The sequence below is a fragment of the Bacillus sp. JJ1532 genome (assembly GCF_036965085.1).
Taxonomy (GTDB): Bacteria; Bacillota; Bacilli; order Bacillales; family Cytobacillaceae; genus Cytobacillus.
In genome coordinates, this window is sequence record NZ_JBALOW010000008.1 from 110,070 (window position 1) to 129,486 (window position 19,417).

At 38.8% G+C, this 19,417-nt stretch carries 18 protein-coding genes and 1 tRNA gene; 4 read left to right on the top strand and 15 right to left on the bottom strand.

Annotated elements, in window-relative coordinates; all coding sequences use genetic code 11:
• Nucleotides 1-16 precede the first annotated feature (16 nt).
• A complete protein-coding gene (locus tag V7122_RS04245; protein WP_335485448.1) occupies nt 17-1,405 on the bottom strand; it encodes an L-cystine transporter in 1,389 nt (462 codons plus the stop codon).
• Between the two features lie 224 nt (nt 1,406-1,629).
• Between V7122_RS04245 and V7122_RS04250 the strand changes: the two genes are divergently transcribed.
• Nucleotides 1,630-1,815, top strand: a complete 186-nt coding sequence (locus V7122_RS04250; protein ID WP_335489517.1) for a hypothetical protein — start codon at nt 1,630-1,632, stop codon at nt 1,813-1,815.
• Nucleotides 1,816-1,881: 66 nt separating this feature from the next.
• Here V7122_RS04250 and proC read toward each other — a convergent pair whose 3' ends face one another.
• The 7 genes from proC to nikC all read right to left on the bottom strand — a co-directional run bounded on the left by proC (nt 1,882) and on the right by nikC (nt 8,388).
• Nucleotides 1,882-2,691 (bottom strand): pyrroline-5-carboxylate reductase, encoded by an 810-nt coding sequence (proC, locus tag V7122_RS04255; protein WP_335525877.1) that lies wholly within the window; start codon nt 2,689-2,691, stop codon nt 1,882-1,884.
• A gap of 27 nt (nt 2,692-2,718) precedes the next feature.
• A complete protein-coding gene (locus V7122_RS04260; RefSeq protein ID WP_335525878.1) occupies nt 2,719-3,372 on the bottom strand; it encodes an NUDIX hydrolase in 654 nt (217 codons plus the stop codon).
• A gap of 30 nt (nt 3,373-3,402) precedes the next feature.
• Nucleotides 3,403-4,359, bottom strand: a complete 957-nt coding sequence (locus tag V7122_RS04265) for an MBL fold metallo-hydrolase (protein WP_335525879.1) — start codon at nt 4,357-4,359, stop codon at nt 3,403-3,405.
• Between the two features lie 132 nt (nt 4,360-4,491).
• Nucleotides 4,492-5,505: an ABC transporter ATP-binding protein gene (locus V7122_RS04270; RefSeq protein ID WP_335525880.1), complete on the bottom strand. Its 1,014-nt coding sequence runs from the start codon at nt 5,503-5,505 to the stop codon at nt 4,492-4,494.
• Nucleotides 5,498-6,523, bottom strand: coding sequence for an ABC transporter ATP-binding protein (locus V7122_RS04275; RefSeq protein ID WP_335525881.1), 1,026 nt, complete (start codon nt 6,521-6,523; stop codon nt 5,498-5,500). The genes V7122_RS04270 and V7122_RS04275 overlap by 8 nt, the downstream gene beginning before the upstream one ends.
• Before the next feature lie 14 nt (nt 6,524-6,537).
• Nucleotides 6,538-7,461, bottom strand: coding sequence for an ABC transporter permease (locus V7122_RS04280; RefSeq protein WP_335346551.1), 924 nt, complete (start codon nt 7,459-7,461; stop codon nt 6,538-6,540).
• Nucleotides 7,462-7,482: 21 nt separating this feature from the next.
• The gene (nikC, locus tag V7122_RS04285; protein WP_335489538.1) at nt 7,483-8,388 is read right to left on the bottom strand and encodes a nickel transporter permease; all 906 of its coding nucleotides are present in this window, start codon (nt 8,386-8,388) and stop codon (nt 7,483-7,485) included.
• 309 nt (nt 8,389-8,697) lie between these two features.
• Here nikC and V7122_RS04290 point away from each other — a divergent pair, with 309 nt between their 5' ends.
• Complete coding sequence (locus tag V7122_RS04290) at nt 8,698-10,290, top strand: glutathione ABC transporter substrate-binding protein (RefSeq protein ID WP_335525882.1); 1,593 nt, start codon at nt 8,698-8,700, stop codon at nt 10,288-10,290.
• An 88-nt stretch (nt 10,291-10,378) separates the two neighbouring features.
• Here V7122_RS04290 and yhbH read toward each other — a convergent pair whose 3' ends face one another.
• On the bottom strand, nt 10,379-11,539 hold the full coding sequence (gene yhbH / locus V7122_RS04295; RefSeq protein WP_438824765.1) for a sporulation protein YhbH: 1,161 nt from the start codon (nt 11,537-11,539) through the stop codon (nt 10,379-10,381).
• A 604-nt stretch (nt 11,540-12,143) separates the two neighbouring features.
• On the opposite strand from yhbH, the gene V7122_RS04300 reads away from it, so the two are divergent.
• Entirely contained in the window at nt 12,144-12,296 is a 153-nt protein-coding gene (locus V7122_RS04300; protein WP_335525884.1) for a hypothetical protein, read from the top strand.
• 73 nt (nt 12,297-12,369) lie between these two features.
• On the opposite strand, the gene V7122_RS04305 is transcribed toward V7122_RS04300, so the two are convergent.
• The 5 genes from V7122_RS04305 to queG form a co-directional block, all read right to left on the bottom strand.
• Entirely contained in the window at nt 12,370-14,265 is a 1,896-nt protein-coding gene (locus tag V7122_RS04305) for a PrkA family serine protein kinase (RefSeq protein ID WP_335525885.1), read from the bottom strand.
• 435 nt (nt 14,266-14,700) lie between these two features.
• Nucleotides 14,701-15,450, bottom strand: a complete 750-nt coding sequence (nfsA, locus tag V7122_RS04310) for an oxygen-insensitive NADPH nitroreductase (RefSeq protein ID WP_335525886.1) — start codon at nt 15,448-15,450, stop codon at nt 14,701-14,703.
• 382 nt (nt 15,451-15,832) lie between these two features.
• Nucleotides 15,833-16,306 (bottom strand): tRNA (uridine(34)/cytosine(34)/5-carboxymethylaminomethyluridine(34)-2'-O)-methyltransferase TrmL, encoded by a 474-nt coding sequence (gene trmL, locus V7122_RS04315; protein ID WP_335525887.1) that lies wholly within the window; start codon nt 16,304-16,306, stop codon nt 15,833-15,835.
• Between the two features lie 82 nt (nt 16,307-16,388).
• Entirely contained in the window at nt 16,389-17,270 is an 882-nt protein-coding gene (locus V7122_RS04320) for an amidase domain-containing protein (protein WP_335354376.1), read from the bottom strand.
• 90 nt (nt 17,271-17,360) lie between these two features.
• A complete protein-coding gene (gene queG, locus V7122_RS04325; protein WP_335525888.1) occupies nt 17,361-18,491 on the bottom strand; it encodes a tRNA epoxyqueuosine(34) reductase QueG in 1,131 nt (376 codons plus the stop codon).
• Nucleotides 18,492-18,598: 107 nt separating this feature from the next.
• On the opposite strand from queG, the gene V7122_RS04330 reads away from it, so the two are divergent.
• Complete coding sequence (locus V7122_RS04330) at nt 18,599-19,267, top strand: B3/B4 domain-containing protein (protein ID WP_335348139.1); 669 nt, start codon at nt 18,599-18,601, stop codon at nt 19,265-19,267.
• A 75-nt stretch (nt 19,268-19,342) separates the two neighbouring features.
• Here V7122_RS04330 and V7122_RS04335 read toward each other — a convergent pair.
• Nucleotides 19,343-19,416 (bottom strand) — tRNA-Gly (locus V7122_RS04335).
• Nucleotide 19,417: the final 1 nt, after the last annotated feature.

Consider the following 19,417-nt stretch of genomic DNA (forward strand, 5'->3'; position numbering starts at 1 on the left):
GCACCTGCCGATTTTTTTATGCTTCTGCTTCAATTTTCTCTTCCATATTATTATAAATAGTTGAATCAATTTCACCAGTCATTCGGCTCGTTAGAAGTCCTGATGTCATAGAACCACTTACATTAAGAGCAGTACGCCCCATATCGATTAGCGGCTCAACTGAGATTAAGAGACCCGCTAAAGCAACTGGCAGGTTTAGTGCAGATAAAACTAAGATAGCTGCAAAGGTTGCACCGCCGCCAACTCCAGCAACACCGAAGGAGCTAATCGCTACTACGGCAATAACCGTTGCGATGAATGATGGTGATAATGGATTAATTCCAACTGTTGGCGCAATCATAATTGCAAGCATAGCTGGATAGATACCAGCACATCCATTTTGCCCAATCGAAAGACCAAACGATCCAGAGAAGTTGGCAATTCCATCAGGGACTCCAAGAGACTTTTGTGTTTTTATATTTAATGGAAGGGCACCAGCACTTGAACGTGATGTAAAGGCAAAGGTTAGTACAGGAAATGCCTTTTTCACATACGTTACCGGATTAAGTCCAGCAAATGTCAGCAATAATAAATGAATTAGGAACATAACGAGCAATGCGACGTAGGACGCGAGCACAAACTTACCGAGCTTTAGTATGGCATCAAAATCACTCAAGGCTACCGTCTTTGTCATAATAGCAAGGACACCATATGGAGTTAAGCGTAAAATAATCGTCACAACACGCATGATTACTGCGTAAAATGCATCTACAATTTTCGAGAATAATTCAGCTTGTTCAGGTGCCTTTCTTCTAACACCTAAATAGGCAAACCCAAGAAATGCTGCAAAGATAACAACTGAAATCGTTGAAGTTGGACGTGCACCAGTTAAATCCAAGAATGGATTAGCTGGAAGTAATTCCAAAATTTGTTGAGGGAGATTTTTTCCTTCTAATTCAAGATTTCTTTGCTCCATCACTTCACCGCGGGCTATTTCAGCATCGCCTTGAGTAATCTGAACAGACTCCAAATTAAACCCTAGAGTTGTAGCAATACCTACAGCGGCTGCTACAGCTGTTGTTGCAACTAGCAAGCCAATAATAAGAGTACTAATCTTTCCTATATTATTGCTCAATTTCAGCTTCGTAAAAGCAGTTAATATCGAAATGAATACAAGTGGCATAACAATCATTTGCAGAAACTTTACATAGCCTCCGCCAACAATATTGATCCACGCTGATGATTCAGCAACAACCTCTGAAGTCGGTCCATAAATAAACTGTAAAGCAAAACCAAACACAATCCCTAATCCTAATGCGGTAAAAACACGTTTAGAAAATGATATATGTTTTTTCTGCATATAGAACAGGCCAATAATAATTAATAACATAATAGCAATATTTATGATAACAAGCCCTGTTGTCATTTTATTTCCTCCTAAAATAATAATCTTCAATAATGATAAAACTATATCTCATGTAATCCTATGAGTCAAGTAGGAATTAAAGAACCTTATTTATTTTTATTAATTTACCCTTCACTATTTTTTAAATGCATAATACTTTTTTTATTTGGAGGTTTATTTTACAATTAAAAGGATATATTCTTTTTATAATATTAAAAATTTTTTATTGAATGGGATGTGTAATGATGGCAGATAGCAAAAAGGATAAAAACGAAAAAAAAGATGTAAACATTGGCTCGAAAGTATCCCTCAACGGTCTTGTTACTGCTGTTTTTGACAACATGGTACATGTTCAAATCGGTGCTAAAATTGTTACTGTCCAAATGAAAGACTTGTACTCAGGTCTTAATCAAACTTTGCTGAAAAATTAACATTGTGTTTTTCAATAAACAGGAAGAGCAGCAAATTTATGCTGCTCCTCCGTTTATTTTGAAAAATTACTGATTAGAGAGTGCTTTTGTTTTCTCTGTGCATTTCTCCATTGCCGACAGGACAGCAGTACGCAATCCCTTTCTCTCAAGCTCAGCTACCGCCTCGATCGTTGCTCCTCCAGGAGTACAAACCTCATCTTTAAGCTCACCCGGATGTTTTCCCGTTTCGAGAACCATTTTCGCAGCCCCTAAAACTGCTTGGGCTGCTAATTTATAGGACTGCTCTCTAGTTAATCCGTTTTTGACTCCCCCATCTGCTAATGCCTCGATAAACATATACACATAGGCAGGTGATGAGGCACTAATAGCTGGAATTGAATCCATTAAGCTCTCATGAACGACTTCAGCCTGTCCAAAGCATGAAAAAATACTAAGAACTTCATCCAGTTCCTCTTTTGTCACAAATTGGTTTGCACAAAGTACGCTCATCCCCTCTCCAATTAATGAAGGTGTATTGGGCATAGACCGAATCGCTTTTACCTTCCGTGGAAATGATTCCTCAAGGAATTGCAGGCTAATTCCTGCAGCAATTGTGATAATGAGCGAATGAGGCTTAATGATATCTTTAATTTCCTCAATAATAGATTGGTGGAGATTTGGCTTTATCGCAAGGAAGAGTATATCAGCATGCTCCGCAACTGCTTTATTATCCGTTGTTACCCGGATAGAGAACCTTTCCATCACGTTCCTAACTGTCTCCTTTGAAGCCGCACTTGCCATTATATTCGCAGCTGGAACTTTATCCGCTTGGAGGATTCCCCCTATAATCGCCTGCGCCATTTTTCCCGAACCTATGAAACCAATCTTTCTATTCAAATTAACACATCCTGACTTTTTACATGATTATAGTGACGACCCTTGATCATTAAGGCCTAGCCCATCTGAGTTAAGGATTTCAATAAAATGCTTAAGAATTCTAGCTGTTAAACCCCATATCACCTTATCTTCATAATAATAAAAACACTCTTCCATTTTTCTAATTTGCCAATCATAATTTTCTCCACCGATAATTTGGTTAAATGGAAAGTCTTTTTCAGGCTCAACGCGAAAGCGGATTTGAAAGGTCTCGGGCTCAGTTTTTTTTAAGTATGATAGCGGCACAGTGAAAGTCTTCTCCACTTCACTTCGGTTAACATTGATCATTTCCGGATTTCTTATGTGGCCAACGTAAGGATAGATAATAGTTCCAAACGGAGAAATCATATAGTCTAACGGAAAAACATGATGAATATGATCCTCTTTTATCCCTAACTCTTCTGAAGTCTCCCTTATTGCCGTATGCTTTTCATCACGATCCGTCCTATCGACCCTTCCTCCTGGAAAGCAGACTTCACCTGGCTGTCTTCTTAATTGTAGAGAACGAACCTCAAATAAAAGGTGAATATCATCTTCCATTTGGATAAGGGGAATGAGGATGGCATATTTAGAGAATTTCTCACTTCCTAGAATGGAAGGTGTACGGCTTTTAAGCTTATTTATTATTTTCTGAAGATCCATTTCCTACACCTCCATACTTTGTTTAACAACTTATTTTTCTCGTTTTGCTAAATAATCTATAATTCCCATTGATCCGACAGTCAAATCAAGCTGAATAATTTCCGATAAATCTACGTCTAAAACTATTTGTTTTTCGGATAAAAATTGATTGACCTCATTCAAAAGGAGTTGGAAAAGGGCTTTCTGCTTCGTATCAAATGAAGCAGTTTGGTTTTCTGCCCATACCTTTTCCCCAGCAGCCATAAATAAGGGAAGCCAATACTCCATTTGCTTAAAAACCTGATCAGGATTAGCTGACATTCCATAATGGCCAAAGTAAATCCTATCGACACGAAGGGACGAAATTCTTTTCATTGATTGAAGCATCGTCTCAGGATCAAATTGATTCGGTGAGGTAGATGGGAGAAATAGCTCAACCCCCTGATCGAAAACTTGAGGATAATAAACCCCGATCGTATCGCCAGTAAATATCCCATTACTTAATGAATCATGTATAGAAAAATGATGGTTGGCATGACCTGGTGTATCCATAAATTTCAGAATACGTTCTTTTCCAATTTTTATCGTTTCCCCATCCTCTTTGATTACCAAACGATCCTCTGGCACTGGCAAAATGGGATCAAAGAGCTCATTAAATTTATCTCCATAAACGGCCTTTGCCCCTTGAATCAGTCTAGAGGGATCAGCAAGATGACGTTTGCCCCGAGGATGAACAATTACTTTAGCATTCGGGCAATGATTAAGCAATAAACCAACACCGCCAGCATGATCAAGATGTATATGTGTGACAATTATATTTTTTACTTCTGTTAACTTTATGCCTAATTCCTCTAACCCTTTCAGCACAAACGGAATAGATGGACTCGCGCTCGTTTCAATAAGCGTTACTTCCTCGGCTTGAAGAATATAGGACCCTGTCCTTCTTTCTTTTCCTAAATCGAATGTATCGATAAGAGATACATTATACCCTAAATCTGTTGCACTCATTCGCCAAACCCCTTTCGAAAGTATATTTACTATTTTATAACGAATTCTTCGATACGAGGCAAAATTCCTCTTTCCGCTGATTTTCCCCCCTAAAAAAAGCCCTCTCAAAGAGAAGGGCTTTCGAAGCATTGTTTAATAGTTTGCTTTTAATGCAGAGAAATCGACAGAACCTTCCTCTGCTAAATGGCAGGCCACTTGATGATTCTCACCAGGAATGGCATGCAGGGATGGTTCCACTGTTGCACATCGATCAAATGCATATGGGCAGCGTGTGTGAAAACGGCATCCGGCTGGTGGATCTATCGGTGATGGCACATCCCCTTTGAGTATGATCCGTTCTTTCTTCTCTAATACATTCGTACTTGGAATTGCAGATAATAATGCCTTTGTATAAGGATGCTGCGGATTATTAAATAAGGATTTTTTATCAGCGATTTCCACAATCTTGCCTAAGTACATGACAATGATTCGATCAGAAATATGGCGTACTACACCAAGATCATGGGAAATAAAAAGATAGGTTAATTTGAACTCTCTTTGCAATTCCTTTAGCAGGTTTAACACTTGTGCTTGAATAGACACGTCAAGTGCTGAAACAGCCTCATCACAAATAATCAGCTTTGGATTAACTGAAAGAGCACGGGCTATGCCAATTCGCTGACGCTGTCCGCCACTGAATTCATGTGGATAGCGGTCAACCTGGTGTGCTCCAATTCCTACTGTTTCAAGTAACTCAGTAATTTTTTGTCTTCTTTCTCTTGGAGGCACAACATTTTGGATCTCCAGTGCTTCTTCTAAAATCTGACTTACTGTTTGACGTGGATTTAATGAAGCATAAGGATCCTGGAATATGATTTGCAAATCTTTTCGCTTTTTTCTCATTTGTGATTTGCTTAATGCAAGCAAATTCTCGCCTTGGAAATACACTTCACCAGAATAAGGATTATCCAATCTAAGGATCGCTCTGCCAGTTGTCGATTTGCCGCAGCCCGACTCTCCTACAATACTGACAGTTTCCCCTTCATATATATTAAAGCTAATGTCATCGACTGCTTTAACGTGGTTAACAGTTCTGCCTAGAATACCGCCTTTAATTGGGAAATATTGCTTAAGCTCTTTCACTTCTAATAATGCTTGCTTACTCATGGCTAGCTGCAACCCCCTCTTGTTTTTCCCATTTATCTGTATACATCCAGCAGCGAACCTTATCGCCATCAGGAGCATCCTTTAGCTCTGGCAGCTCGGAATGACAAATTTCTCTTGCATGCGGACATCGAGGAGCAAATCGGCAGCCAAGGGGCAAATTAAATGGACTTGGGACTTGACCATGAATGACAGAAAGATCTCCTTCAACATCTTCATCATGTTTAGGAACTGAGTTTAATAGACCGATTGTATAGGGATGCTTAGGGTCAGTAAAGATGGTTTCTACATCTGCATATTCTACAACTTTCCCACAATACATAACCGCTACCTTATCACACATTTCAGCTACTACACCAAGATCATGAGTAATAATCATGAGTGATGTTCCAAGTTCATCCTGAAGCTTTTTTATCAATTCAAGAATTTGTGCCTGAATCGTAACATCCAATGCAGTTGTCGGCTCATCAGCAATTAATAATTCTGGATTACATGCTAATGCAATCGCAATCATAACCCGTTGGCGCATTCCCCCTGAAAGCTCAAACGGATATTGCTTGGCACGTTTTTCTGGTGATGGGATTCCTACCAAACTCAGCATATCAATTGCTTTAATCCAAGCATCCTTGCGGTTAAGCTTCTGATGGATACGAATGGATTCCGCAATCTGTTCCCCGCAGGTTATTGTTGGGTTCAAAGAAGTCATTGGTTCTTGGAAAATCATCGAGATATTATTTCCGCGAATATCCATCATCTGCTTTTTCGTTTTTTCTAATAGGTTTTCCCCTTTGAAATAAACTTCCCCACCGACAATTTTCCCAATTGGCTCTTGCAGAAGGCGAAGAATCGAAAGGGAAGTAATACTTTTACCTGAGCCAGATTCGCCAACTATTCCTAGCGTTTTGCCCTTTTCAATCGAGAAGTCAACACCATCAACCGCTTTTACTTCTCCTTCATCTGTAAAGAAAGAGGTACGGAGATTTCTTATATCAAGAATTTTTTCACTTTTTTGTTTAGTCATTGGTCTCACCAGCCTTAGTTCAAATCAATCCGTTTGTTAATGAAACGGTATGTAACATCCACAAGTGTATTAACAATTACAAAGAGAACAGCACATACAAGAATCGTTCCTTGTACCATCGGGAAATCATGTGCACGAATAGAATCGATAATTAAGCGGCCTAAACCATTAATGGCAAAAACCGTTTCTGTTACAACTGCTCCCCCTAATAAACCTCCAAATTGCAGGCCGACCACCGTAACAACAGGAACTAAAGCATTACGCAGAGCATGCTTGTAAATGACTAGACGATCGCTAACCCCTTTTGCATAGGCTGTGCGAATATAATCCTGATCAATAACTTCAAGCATACTTGAACGGGTCATTCGGGCAATAATGGCTGCACCAACAGTTCCTAACGTAATAACCGGCAAAATCATATGTTCAATAGAACCCCACCCTACAACAGGCAGCAATCCAAGATTGACGGAAAAGAAATAAATTAACATAATACCGAGTAAGAAGTTTGGCATTGAGAAGCCGAAAAGTGCTACAAGCATAAGAGAAATATCGGCAAAAGAGCCTTTCCTTGTAGCGGAAATGATCCCTGCAATTAGCCCCCCTAAAACAGCTAATATCGTACCAAGTACTGCAAGTTGAACAGTAATCCAAAATCGTGAATCGAATATTTCATTGGATACAGCACGATTCGTCCGGATAGATGTTCCTAGATCACCTTGAACAGCATTTGAAACATAACGGAAATATTGCTCATATAAAGGATCGTTCAAACCTAAATTCTCTCGCATCTGTTCGACCTGCTCCGGATTAGCGTTCTCTCCAGCCATGATTTGAGCGGGATCCCCTGGAATTAAGTGCATCATTAAAAATACAGCTAGAGTAACCCCGATCATAACAGGGATTGTCTGGATTATTCTTCGAAGAATATATATAAACATGTTCGTTCACCTTCTCTCATATTATTTCTTGGATTTTGGATCAAGTGCGTCACGTAATCCGTCACCAAATAAGTTAAAGCCTACTACAACTAGCAAAATAGCTAATCCCGGAATTAAAGTAACGTGCGGAGCCTGTGCTAAATAAGAACGGCCCTGTGAAAGCATGAAACCCCACTCAGGAGTTGGCGGCTTTGTCCCCATTCCAAGGAAAGACAGTGAACTAGCAGTAATGATGGCTGACGCAATATAAAGTGTAGCTTGTACAATGATTGGAGAAAGAATATTGGGAAGAATATGCTTAAAGATAATTCTAAAATCACTCGAACCCATAGCCCTTATAGCATCGATGTACTCTAGCTTTTTTACACTTAAAGTAGACCCGCGAACAATCCGGGCAAATGTTGGAACCGCAAAAAATGCAACTGCGATAATCACATTCGTTGTACTTGCGCCAAGCACACTTATGATGGCTAGCGCTAGCAAAATACCAGGGAAAGCTAGTAAAATATCGCATATTCTCATAATAAATGAATCGACCCATTTGCCGTAATATCCGGCTATAATTCCTAATAGAATTCCGGCAAACGCACCGAGGACAGTTGATAAAATTCCTATAGATAATGAAATTCTTGCCCCAAATAATATACGGCTTAATATATCACGTCCCTTGTCGTCCGTGCCTAGCCAATGTTCAGATGAAGGCGCTTGCAATTTTTTGCTCAATGCCATTTCCGCAGGATCATACGGTGCAAGCAGGGGTGCAAAAATAGCCATAAAAGCAATGGCAAGGACAATAAAGGCACCGCACATGGCCGCCTTGTTTTTCGCAAGTTTCTTATAAAAGGCTTTAGCTCGGGCTGCCTTTGGATTGTACTGTTTAACAGGAATTGCCGGAGCAGTTGATTGAAGCTGTGGCTGTTGATTCATATCCTATTTTTCATCCTTTCATTAGTAGATTAAAGATTAAAAAAATTCAAAACACACAACGAATATAATATATAAATATTAATGATATGACAATGCTTTTTAATTAGCAGAATATGATTATCCTTTAATCAAAATGCTAGCTTATCACCCTTTCTCCTATTATGTGGAAAATTGTAGAATTTTAGAGATATGATTACATTTTTATGACAATATTAACATATAAATTAAATATTACCAAAATAAATCTTGTATATTATCAATTGTTCTACTATTATAAAAATTGTACGACTAAATAAGGGGGTTATTTTTTTGATCAAGAAGAACAATCTTCTGCTTATGTTAGCGCTTGCATTTATTTTAGTGCTGTCAGCATGTAGCGGAAAAAGCAACACTACCACTGAGGAAACTCCTGCTAAGGAAGGCGAAACGCCTAAGACAGAAGAGCCAGCAGCTGGTGGCAAAGACTTCGTCTATGTTACAGGATCAGATGCACCAACTTTAGATCCACATGGAGTGAATGACACTGCATCTAATACTGCAACAACCCAACTATATGAGCGTTTGACAGATTACGCACCAGATGGATCTGTTGTTCCATTACTTGCTACTGAATATAAAGCAGTAGATGATACAACTTGGGAATTCAAACTTCGTGAAGGAGTTAAATTCCATGACGGAACAGATTTCAATGCTGAAGCTGTCAAAATGAGTTTTGAGAGAATTATCGATCCAGAATTTGCTTCACCAAAAGCGGTTATTCTTAACGTGATTACAGAAGTTAAGGTTATTGACGATCACACAATTCAAATCATTACAGAGAAGCCTTTTGCTCCGCTGCCAGCTCACTTAGCACATAACGCTGGTTCAATCATCGCTCCTTCTGCTCTTCAAGAAGAAAAAGATGGCGGTAAGAAAGTTGACGAAAATCCAATTGGTACAGGTCCTTTCAAATTCGATTCTTGGAACCGTGGTGCCGAAATTAAATTTGTTAAAAACGATGAATATTGGGGAGAAAAGCCTTCCATTGAAACTGTTGCAATCAAAGTTGTACCAGAACAAGCTACACGTGTAGCAATGATTGAAACAGGCGAAGCTCATCTTATGCTAGTAGGTGCTTCTGATGTTACTCGTGTAGAAGCAATGGATGGAATCGAGATCGACCGTGTTCGCGGTACTCGTATGGATTACGTAAGTTTCAACTTGAATAAAGCTCCATATGACAATATTAAAGTTCGTCAAGCGATTGCAATGGCTATTAACAAAGATGATGTTGTAAACGGAATTCTAGATGGTCAAGGAGTTCCAGCTGTTGGACCATTAGCGCCTACAGTTGTTGGTAACTACCAAGACTTAAAGCCACTTCCATATGATGTAGAAGCTGCGAAGGAATTGCTTGCAGAAGCTGGATTTGCAGATGGTTTCAAAACAACGATCTTTGTAAACGAAGGAAGTAAAGAGCGTGCGGATATTGCGGAATTAGTTCAAGCTCAATTAGCTGAAATTAATATCGAAGTAGATATCCAAGTTATTGAGTGGGGAACATTCCTTGAGAAAACAGCTGCTGGTGAGCATGAATTATTCGTTCTAGGCTGGACTACAGTAACAGGTGATGCTGACTATGGCCTATACGCATTATTCCATTCTGCTAATCATGGATCAGTTGGTAACCGTTCATTCTATACAAACGCTAAAGTGGATGAGTTACTAGATAAAGGACGTACAAGCACAAATCAAGATGATCGTAACGAAGCATACAAAGAAGTTTCTGAAATTCTTGTAGAAGAAGCACCAATGGTATACCTGCATCATCCTGACTTTGTTCATGCTACAAACGGAGTTGAATCTGGTTTATTCGTAAACTTCAGTGGAACTCCATTCTTTAAAGATATTAAATTAAAATAATATCATAAAAGTACAACCCCATTTCTATTTTTGAAATGGGGTTGTACTTTTTTAATAGAATAAGAGAGAAGGGGTCACCCTCTCTCCATTAGACGTACATTTTATCTTCTTCCTTCTTGAAAAAGCTCTTCATGGCGTGAAATACATCCACTTTTTGTTTTAAAATATAGTAACGGAAATCATCATGTTTGATATTTTTATATGCGGACATGAGGGTCGAATGGCGGTTGTATTGGTTTACCTCGCCATAGCCAAACATATTGGAAACCTTCATTAGCTCTTCAACTAGCTTTACACAGCGGGCATTGTCGGAGGTCAAGTTGTCACCATCGGAAAAGTGAAATGGATAAATATTAAATCTGCGGGGATTATATTTTGCCTCAATAAGTTCTAATGCTTTACGGTAGGCTGAGGAACAGATCGTACCGCCGCTTTCACCTTTTGAAAAGAAATCTTCCTCTGATACAACCTTTGCCTCCGTATGGTGTGCAATAAATTCAATTTCTACGGTTTCGTATTTCGTCCTCAAAAATCTTGTCATCCAGAAGAAAAAGCTTCTAGCCATATACTTTTCCCATATTCCCATTGAGCCGCTCGTATCCATCATTGCTAATACGACTGCTTTGGAATCAGGCTTAGTGACTTCATTCCATGTCTTGAACTTTAAATCCTCTTTATAAATGGGATGGAAGCTAGGCTTTCCGGTCATGGCATTTCGTTTAAATGCTGTCATCATCGTTCGTTTCTTATCAATATTCCCCATTAAGCCTGTTTTTCGGATATCATTAAATTCAATGTTTTCAACAAGAATTTCTGCTTGTTCTTTTCTTTTTAAATTGGGCAGCTCTAATTGTTTAAAGAGTGCCTCTTCAATTTCCATTAACGAAACTTCAGCTTCAAAATAATCTTCACCAGGCTGATCGCCTGCTCCCTGCCCTTTCCCAGGTCCTTTTTGATTACTTGATCCATCACGGGCCACTACATCACCTATGCGGCTATCTCCATCTCCTTGGCCAACATGTTTGTTCTTATCATAATTATAGCGAATTTTATATTCGTCTAATGAACGAATCGGGATTTTTACTACTTCCCGACCATTCGACATGACTATACTCTCTTCTGTTATAAGATCAGGTAAATTATTTCGGATGGCATCCTGAACTTTTTCCTGATGGCGCTGCTGGTCATCATGGCCTTTGCGATGGAGGGACCAATCTTCTTGAGAAATCACAAACTGATGGTTATTCATTTCGGTCACATTAAGCCCTCCTTTTATCAATTTCGCCTGGGCGAAATTGCGCCCAGATTTTTATCGAGCTTGCTCGATAATTTCCTCTAAAAAATCTGAGGCATCCGCCGGAGGCTTAACTTCAATCAGCCGGCGTTTGACCCCCGCTAAATTAGATACAATTTTGCATCCAACAATCAATTTATTAGTAGGAGTCTTTTTGCTGAATGAAGTTAAATTTTCGCGCACAATTCTAACTAAACAACATACAATATCGAGAGTGTCAACAGAACTGCGCCTAGCTATTATAAAATGGCTTCATATAAGCTAAATACAATGTATAGCTAGACAATGGAACTTGGTTAATGCTCATTTAACCAATTTTACATTTCACAAATCCAATTGACAAAAGGCTCTTAACCTTTTTTCTTCCTTTGGACAACTTAAGGCTAAGAATGTTTATTACTTTATCCTATGCAAGAACGCGAAATAATTTACAAATAATTTCGATAATCGAGCGGATTCCCTTTTCTTAAGGACTAGCTTTCTTTTATACTAAATAAATACATATAGTGATTCAGCCAGAAATAAACTTTAGTAACCATTAATAAATCGAGGTGACATAATGAGCGAATTCCTATGCTGTGACCGATGCGGTGAGCTTTCCATGTTTGATCGGACGATCTATATTGATAACAAACCCATTTGTCCTGCCTGCAGCAATTTAGTCGTTTATTTACCAGATTCACGATTGGTTGAAGAGAAATTAAGCAAATAATGGTAGAAAAAGGACTGACAGATTTGCTGTCAGTCCTTTTCTTTCCTAAACTTTATAGTCATGATTTTGCATTCTACCTATTTAAGAGGCTGCCAACATACCTCAACAGTTCGTTCGCAGAAGTCGAATTGTAGCCATGCTCATCGATTAATCGCGCTACGACTTCGTTTACCTTTTTAAGCTGCTGTTCATCAGGTGTTTTTGAAGAGGTTGTAATTTTTACAACATCCTTTAAATCGGCAAATAATTTCTTTTGAATCGCTTCACGGAGCCTGTCATGAGAGTTATAATCAAATCTCTTTCCTTTTCGGGCATAAGCGGAAATTCGAATAAGAATCTCTTCCCGGAAGGCTTTTTTTGCATTTTCCGAAATGCCAATTTGCTCCTCAATGGAACGCATGAGCTTTTCGTCCGGATTAATTTCCTCGCCTGTCAATTGATCACGAAGCTTTGACTTATTGCAATAGGCCTCCACATTATCTAGGTAGTTATCCATAAGTGTTTTCGCGGATTCTTCATATGAATACACAAATGCCTTCTGTACTTCCTTTTTCGCGATTTCATCATATTCCTTACGGGCAAGTGAAATGAAGTTTAAATATCGCTCCCTAAGCTCTTGTGTAATCGATGGATGCTGATCCAGTCCTTCTTTTAAAGATCTTAATACATCCAGTGCATTGATGGAGGTGATCTCTTTACGAATAATCGTTGAAGAGATTCGATTAATCACATAACGCGGATCGATGCCGCTCATGCCTTCATCTTGGTATTCCTTTTTCAGTTCTTCCACATCAGCCCGATTATAGCCTTCAACACTTTCACCATCATAAAGACGCATTTTCTTAACTAAATCGATATCGCCCTTCTTTGGTTCCTTCAAGCGTGTTAGAATCGTAAACATCGCAGCTACTCTTAATGTATGCGGTGCAATATGAACATCATAAACATCGCTTTCGCGAATCATTTTATCATAAATTTTCTCTTCTTCTGTAACCTTTAAATTATACGGAATCGGCATCACAATAATCCTTGAGTGAAGGGCTTCGTTTTTCTTATTGGAAATGAAGGAACGATACTCTGTCTCGTTTGTATGTGCGACAATTAACTCATCAGCGGAAATAAGCGCAAACCTTCCCGCTTTAAAATTTCCTTCCTGTGTTAAGGATAATAAATGCCATAGAAACTTTTCGTCACATTTCAGCATCTCCTGGAACTCCATCATTCCACGGTTTGCTTTATTCAGCTCCCCATCAAACCGGTATGCCCTCGGATCTGATTCAGAACCGTATTCAGCAATGGTAGAGAAATCTATGCTTCCAGTTAAATCGGCAATATCTTGAGATTTCGGATCGGATGGACTGAATGTTCCGATTCCAACTCTTCGGTCTTCTGAGAAAATAATTCTTTCGACTAGCACATCCTCAATTCTTCCGTTATATTCCTGCTCCAAGCGCATCATGTTCAGTGGAGATAGATTTCCTTCAATTCTGATCCCGTATTCCTCATGAAAATCCTGTCTCAGATGGTGTGGGATAAGATGTAACGGATCTTCATGCATCGGACAGCCTTTAATCGCATAGACTGCCCCCCGATCCTGATGAGAATAAGCTTCTAAGCCTCTTTTGAGCATTGTGACTAATGTGGATTTTCCTCCACTAACAGGCCCCATTAATAAGAGAATTCTTTTGCGAACATCCAGCCTTTTGGCAGCCGGATGAAAATATTCTTCTACAAGTCTTTCGAGTGCTTCCTCTAACCCAAATAATTGGTTGCTGAAAAAGCGATATCGTTTCTGCCCCTTTACGTCCTCAATAACCGAATCTTTAATCATATTATATACCCGGGAATGTGCCGACTGGGCAACCCATGGCTTCTCTTTAATAATTTCTAAATACTCTCCAAAAGTCCCTTCCCATTTAAGCTTTGCCTCTTCATGTCGATACATCTCAATTTTTTTTAGAATATCCATAAGGACCTCCCCCTGTCGCAATTTCAGAGACGTTTAATATACTCTATGCGCGCCTGTAAATGAACATGCTAATTTAGGGAATACATCCGGTTGTCCTTTTTTAAAATAATTTTAGTAAAAAGAAGAATGATAAGATGGGATGCGTTGATACCCATTTGTTTCCGATTCGTCTATTAGTTTTTCATGAAAACTTCACAAATGATCAAGTGTTACAAATTTTCCACAGATTTTATTTCACACTTTCATTTTATTGGGCTATAATAAGCATATATATTGATTGAAATTACTAATGTTAATAAGGAGGATTTCATACATATGGGTACGGTTATTATTCTCGGTGTTATGGTTGCTTTCCTTGCTGCTATTTTCGCATCTGGTTACGAAGATAAGCCAGGAACAGGTAATAAATAAAAAAGCTGCCAAGTGCAGCTTTTTTTATTTGAGGTTTAGTTCTAATTTTTCTACAAATTCCTTCATATACATTCTTGATTGCTTCTCCAGCATATTGGCCATTTGGCTTGTCCAAGTATCATTTCTTTTTCCTTTTGATCTTTCAATATAATACTCGGATATGATACGATTATACATTTCCAGCTGGTTACGAATTTCTTCTTTATCTTGATGGTATTCATTTTCATGATAAACCGATTCCAGTGGAAGTCTTGGTTTCAGATCTGTATTTTGTTCAGGGTACCCTACTGCTAGTCCGAATAAAGGAACTACCCGTTTTGGTGTCTTTAGCAGCTTGCATACTTCTTCGAGATTATTGCGGATACCGCCAATATAGCAAATCCCAAGCCCCATAGATTCCGCAGCAATGACTGCATTCTGGGCAGCTAATGCCGTATCGATTAACGCAACCATAAACTTTTCAGTGCTTTCTATGGATGGATGAACGTCCTTGTTTTCCATTTCTCCTACTAGCTCATGTCGTGATAAATCCGCGCAAAAAACAAAGAAATGTCCGTTATTGGCAACATAATTTTGTTCTCCGGCAATTTGAGCCAATTTATTTTTCTTCTCCTGATCTGTTATGCCAATAATTGAATAAGCTTGAATAAAGCTTGATGTTGAAGCAGATTGTGCACATCTCACAATAGTCTCAATCTGTTCTCTTGTTAATGGCTTGTCCTCGAATTTCCTGACAGACCGATGATTTAAAAGAAGTTCTATGGTTTGATTCATTTACAACCATCCTTTCCATGCCTCAATTACATTGTAACCAAAATTTACTAATCTATCAAAAAGAAAAGACCTTAGCGGACACCAGTTCCGTAATTTGAAGCAAAATGGGGTATTCCCTACGTTTATGGACATACGTTCCCTTATTTTGAAAAAAACAGTAATTTTTTTGTGTATTTTCGCAATTAACGTCCTCAGTGTCCGCTTAACCTTTAAAATATATGCATTTAATGAAAATAACGGAATGACTGTCCGTATTATTTTCTTCACAAAAGTTACAAAAAAAATAACACTCAGTACCTGAGTGTTATTCTTTGTTAAGTCTGTTGATTAGAGTTAATAAAGTTATTTCCACATATTGGACTACTTAATTTAGTCCTTTTCCTTACAGTAAATGTATATAATCTTGCTGGCGTAGTGCTTCATATATAAGGATGGCTGCAGTGTTGGATAAGTTCAAGGAACGAACATTATCATTCATCGGAATTCGAAGAGCACGTTCCTTATTATTCGCGATAATGTCCTTAGGCAGGCCTGTTGTTTCTTTTCCAAAAATAAAATAATAATCCTTTTCTTTATCACTATAGTTAAATGAAGAGTGGGGCTTCGTTCCAAACTTTGTTAGAAAAAAATAGTCCCCGCCTGCCGTCTTTTCAAAAAAGTCATCGAGTGAATCGTAATAAATGATATTGACGAATTGCCAATAGTCCAATCCAGCTCGTTTTAACATTTTATCATCAGTTGAAAAGCCGAGAGGACGAATTAAATGCAAGGTTGTATCAGTCGCAGCACAAGTACGAGCGATATTTCCTGTATTTGCCGGAATTTCTGGTTGATATAAAACTACATGCAATGCCACGTTTGTCACCTCAAAAAATAAACTATATCGATTATTATATCACTGATTTACTCCTTCTACAGGAAAAAGGTTTCATTTCCAATCATTGATCATCCACTATTGTAAAAAATTTATATTTAATATTCGGTGTGTAGGCAGTTGAATCCTCATAGGCCCAATATCTCATCCGGCTATTTGTTGTATGGGCATTGACTAAAGGCATCCCATTTGCATCCTTTGCCGTTACAATTGTCGTATGATCAAATCGTCCGTCCCCTTGGAAATCGTAGCAAATGACATCACCGAGCATTAATTCTTCAGGACTAGAAACCTCTTTGGCCCGAAGTCCAATGGAAGTACGAGGCAAATGCAGCCTCATGGAGTTTGCAACAGACCAGCTATAGCTCCAATTCTTATTCATCATCCACCAGCCTGCCACCCTATTAGGATACCCTCTCATTGGGCCGCCACCGGCATGCAAGCATTGCGATATATAATTCGTGCAATCAACCTCGAATGTTTCATAGGAAGGATTATAGCTATTCCACCATCTTTCGGCATATTGAACAGCTCTTAAGCGGTTATATTCGTAAACAATTCTCTCTTCAGTTTCTTCTATTTCTAGCTCTTGTTCCCTTTCCTGTTTCACTTCTGCATATCGATTAATTTCATGATCCTCGATTAAAATTCCTTTATAAAATTCAGCTTTTCTTTCCTCAATTTCCTCTTCTAAGAAGAACATGTCCTTCTGCTTCACCAAATACTTAAAATGGACATTATATCGAACGGAATCTTTTTCTTCACGACCATGATCAACAGTTATGATGTTCCCAATAGACTTTGCTTTAATAATTTCACCTGAACGCTTAGCAAGCCCCTCTTTCTTAAGTTCTATTTTTGGGCAGAAATGAGTTGAGCTCCTATTTTTTTGAGAAACACATTGCTGCACCCTTTTTTGTAAAAGCTCTTGAAGCTGCTCTCTCACTGGCAACCACTCCTTTCATAAATATATATATGAAAGGAGATGGATGATTTTCCCCATAAAAAATGAGGCAGGCAATCTGGCCGACCTCGTTTACTCAAAAAAGCTTAAGCCTAAATGGATCTCACTTAAAACTTCTTCGTCTTTTTCCTTTTGTTGAGCCTTTTCTAATGCAAGACGAGCGGTTTCTCCTCCAATTTTACCTATCGCCCAAGCAGCAGTTCCACGGATAACAGGCCGTGAGTCTGAAATCATGACTTCAATGAGATCATCAACAGCTGTTTCGTCTTTAAAATGTGCTAATGCAAAAATAGCATTACGCTGGATAGGCTTTTTTCCTCTCCACGATCCAGATAAAGGTCCAAACCTTTCTTTAAAGTCCCGATTACTAATTTGAAGAAGCGGTTTTAATAGTGGTTTGACAATTTCAGGATCCGGCTCCATTTCCTCGTGAAAATAGAAGTTCTTCCCTTTGTTTTCCGGACAAGCCGTTTGGCAAGAATCACAGCCATATAGGCGATTCCCTAATTTCTCACGGAATTCCTCTGGAAGAAATCCCTTTGTCTGTGTGAGAAATGCTATGCACTTTTGTGCATTTAGCTGCCCCCCTTGCACTAAAGCTCCAGTAGGGCAAGCTTCGATACATTTATTGCATGTCCCGCAGCGATCCTCCATCGGCTGGTCAGGCTCAAAAGGAATAGATGTTATCATTTCACCTAAATACACGAAAGAACCAAATTCTGGAGTAATGATGGAACAATTCTTCCCGCTCCAGCCAATTCCCGCTCGTTCAGCAACGGCTCTATCCACTAATTCCCCTGTATCTACCATTGACTTACATTTGGCATCAGGAACTAAGCCCTTAATAAATGCCTCCAGCAGCTCCAGCCGATTCCGTAAAACATGATGGTAGTCTTCTCCCCATGAAGCACGGCAAAATATTCCGCGTCTTTCTCCTTTAATACTCACAACTCTCTCGCTCATTTTAGAAGGGTAAGCAAGAGCTATAGAGATAATGGAGCGAGGCTCATCCATCAGCAACGCAGGATTAACCCTTTTCTCAATATCCTTTTCTTCAAATCCTGATTGGTATTGAAGCTCCTGCTGGCGAATAAGCCGATTTTTCATTTCATCAAAAGTATTTGCTGTTGTGAAGCCAATTTTATCTATTCCAATTTTTTTACTGTATTCGATAACTTCTTGTTTTAACTTTGCCGAATTCACTTTGCTCCCTCCTTTCTATATTTGTTTATATATGAAGGTCCATAATATTATTTAAATCATCGCTTCCTATGATAAACTATTTTTAATCGATTTTGGAGGTGGAAAGGTTGGAAATTCATGTTTCTTCTGAGATTTGCGGGCTTATACCAGATTTTAAAATCGGAGTTATCCGTTATCAGAATATTGAGGTAGGTGAGTCTCCACAAATGGTAAAAGGGCGACTGCAGTTGTTTCAAGAATCGATTTACTTCGATTTAGAGGATAAAAATGTAACAGATTTAGATGGGATTAAAGAATGGAGACAGATTTTTAAAGCTGCAGGGAAAGATCCTAACCGCTACCGTCATTCAGCTGAAGCCCTATACCGCAGGGTCAAAAAGCAAAACTATTTACTGCCTGTGAACAGTGCTACTGATATTAATAACTTCTTCTCTTTGCAATATCAAATTTCACTAGGCATCTATGATATGGACAAACTCAATGGGAGTGTGACGATGAGACTTGGAGAAGATGGTGAAGAATATGTTGGACTAAACGGCAGATCCAATTCGCTTCACCGTTTAATTGTAACGAGTGATGATTCAGGCTCTTTTGGCAGCCCTTTTGTAGATTCAGAAAGAACTTCTGTGACAGAAAAAACAAAAAACGCTATACATATTGTTTATTTACGCCCTTCCTTCAATATCGATGAGGCGAATGAAATGGTCACTTCTCTTATGAATATGTTTATTCAAATTCATGGAGGACAAGGAAATATAGAGATTATAGGGTGCTAAACTGGCACCTTTTTTTGACATTAAAAAACGCAATACCTCGTTCTTTATTGAAACGAAACACTGCGTTGATATGTATGGAGCGGGTGATGGGAATCGAACCCACGACAACAGCTTGGAAGGCTGTAGTTTTACCACTAAACTACACCCGCA

Bases quoted from the DNA above. Each gene is read 5' to 3' on its own strand.
- nfsA (WP_335525886.1), bottom strand. From the start codon at position 15,450: ATGAATCAAACCATAGAACTTCTTTTAAATCATCGGTCTGTCAGGAAA.
- V7122_RS04305 (WP_335525885.1), bottom strand. From the start codon at position 14,265: ATGGATATTCTAAAAAAAATTGAGATGTATCGACATGAAGAGGCAAAG.
- V7122_RS04265 (WP_335525879.1), bottom strand. From the start codon at position 4,359: ATGAGTGCAACAGATTTAGGGTATAATGTATCTCTTATCGATACATTC.
- V7122_RS04245 (WP_335485448.1), bottom strand. From the start codon at position 1,405: ATGACAACAGGGCTTGTTATCATAAATATTGCTATTATGTTATTAATT.
- nikC (WP_335489538.1), bottom strand. From the start codon at position 8,388: ATGAATCAACAGCCACAGCTTCAATCAACTGCTCCGGCAATTCCTGTT.
- V7122_RS04275 (WP_335525881.1), bottom strand. From the start codon at position 6,523: ATGACTAAACAAAAAAGTGAAAAAATTCTTGATATAAGAAATCTCCGT.
- V7122_RS04260 (WP_335525878.1), bottom strand. From the start codon at position 3,372: ATGGATCTTCAGAAAATAATAAATAAGCTTAAAAGCCGTACACCTTCC.
- yhbH (WP_438824765.1), bottom strand. From the start codon at position 11,539: ATGAATAACCATCAGTTTGTGATTTCTCAAGAAGATTGGTCCCTCCAT.
- V7122_RS04250 (WP_335489517.1), top strand. From the start codon at position 1,630: ATGGCAGATAGCAAAAAGGATAAAAACGAAAAAAAAGATGTAAACATT.
- V7122_RS04280 (WP_335346551.1), bottom strand. From the start codon at position 7,461: ATGTTTATATATATTCTTCGAAGAATAATCCAGACAATCCCTGTTATG.
- V7122_RS04300 (WP_335525884.1), top strand. From the start codon at position 12,144: ATGAGCGAATTCCTATGCTGTGACCGATGCGGTGAGCTTTCCATGTTT.
- V7122_RS04270 (WP_335525880.1), bottom strand. From the start codon at position 5,505: ATGAGTAAGCAAGCATTATTAGAAGTGAAAGAGCTTAAGCAATATTTC.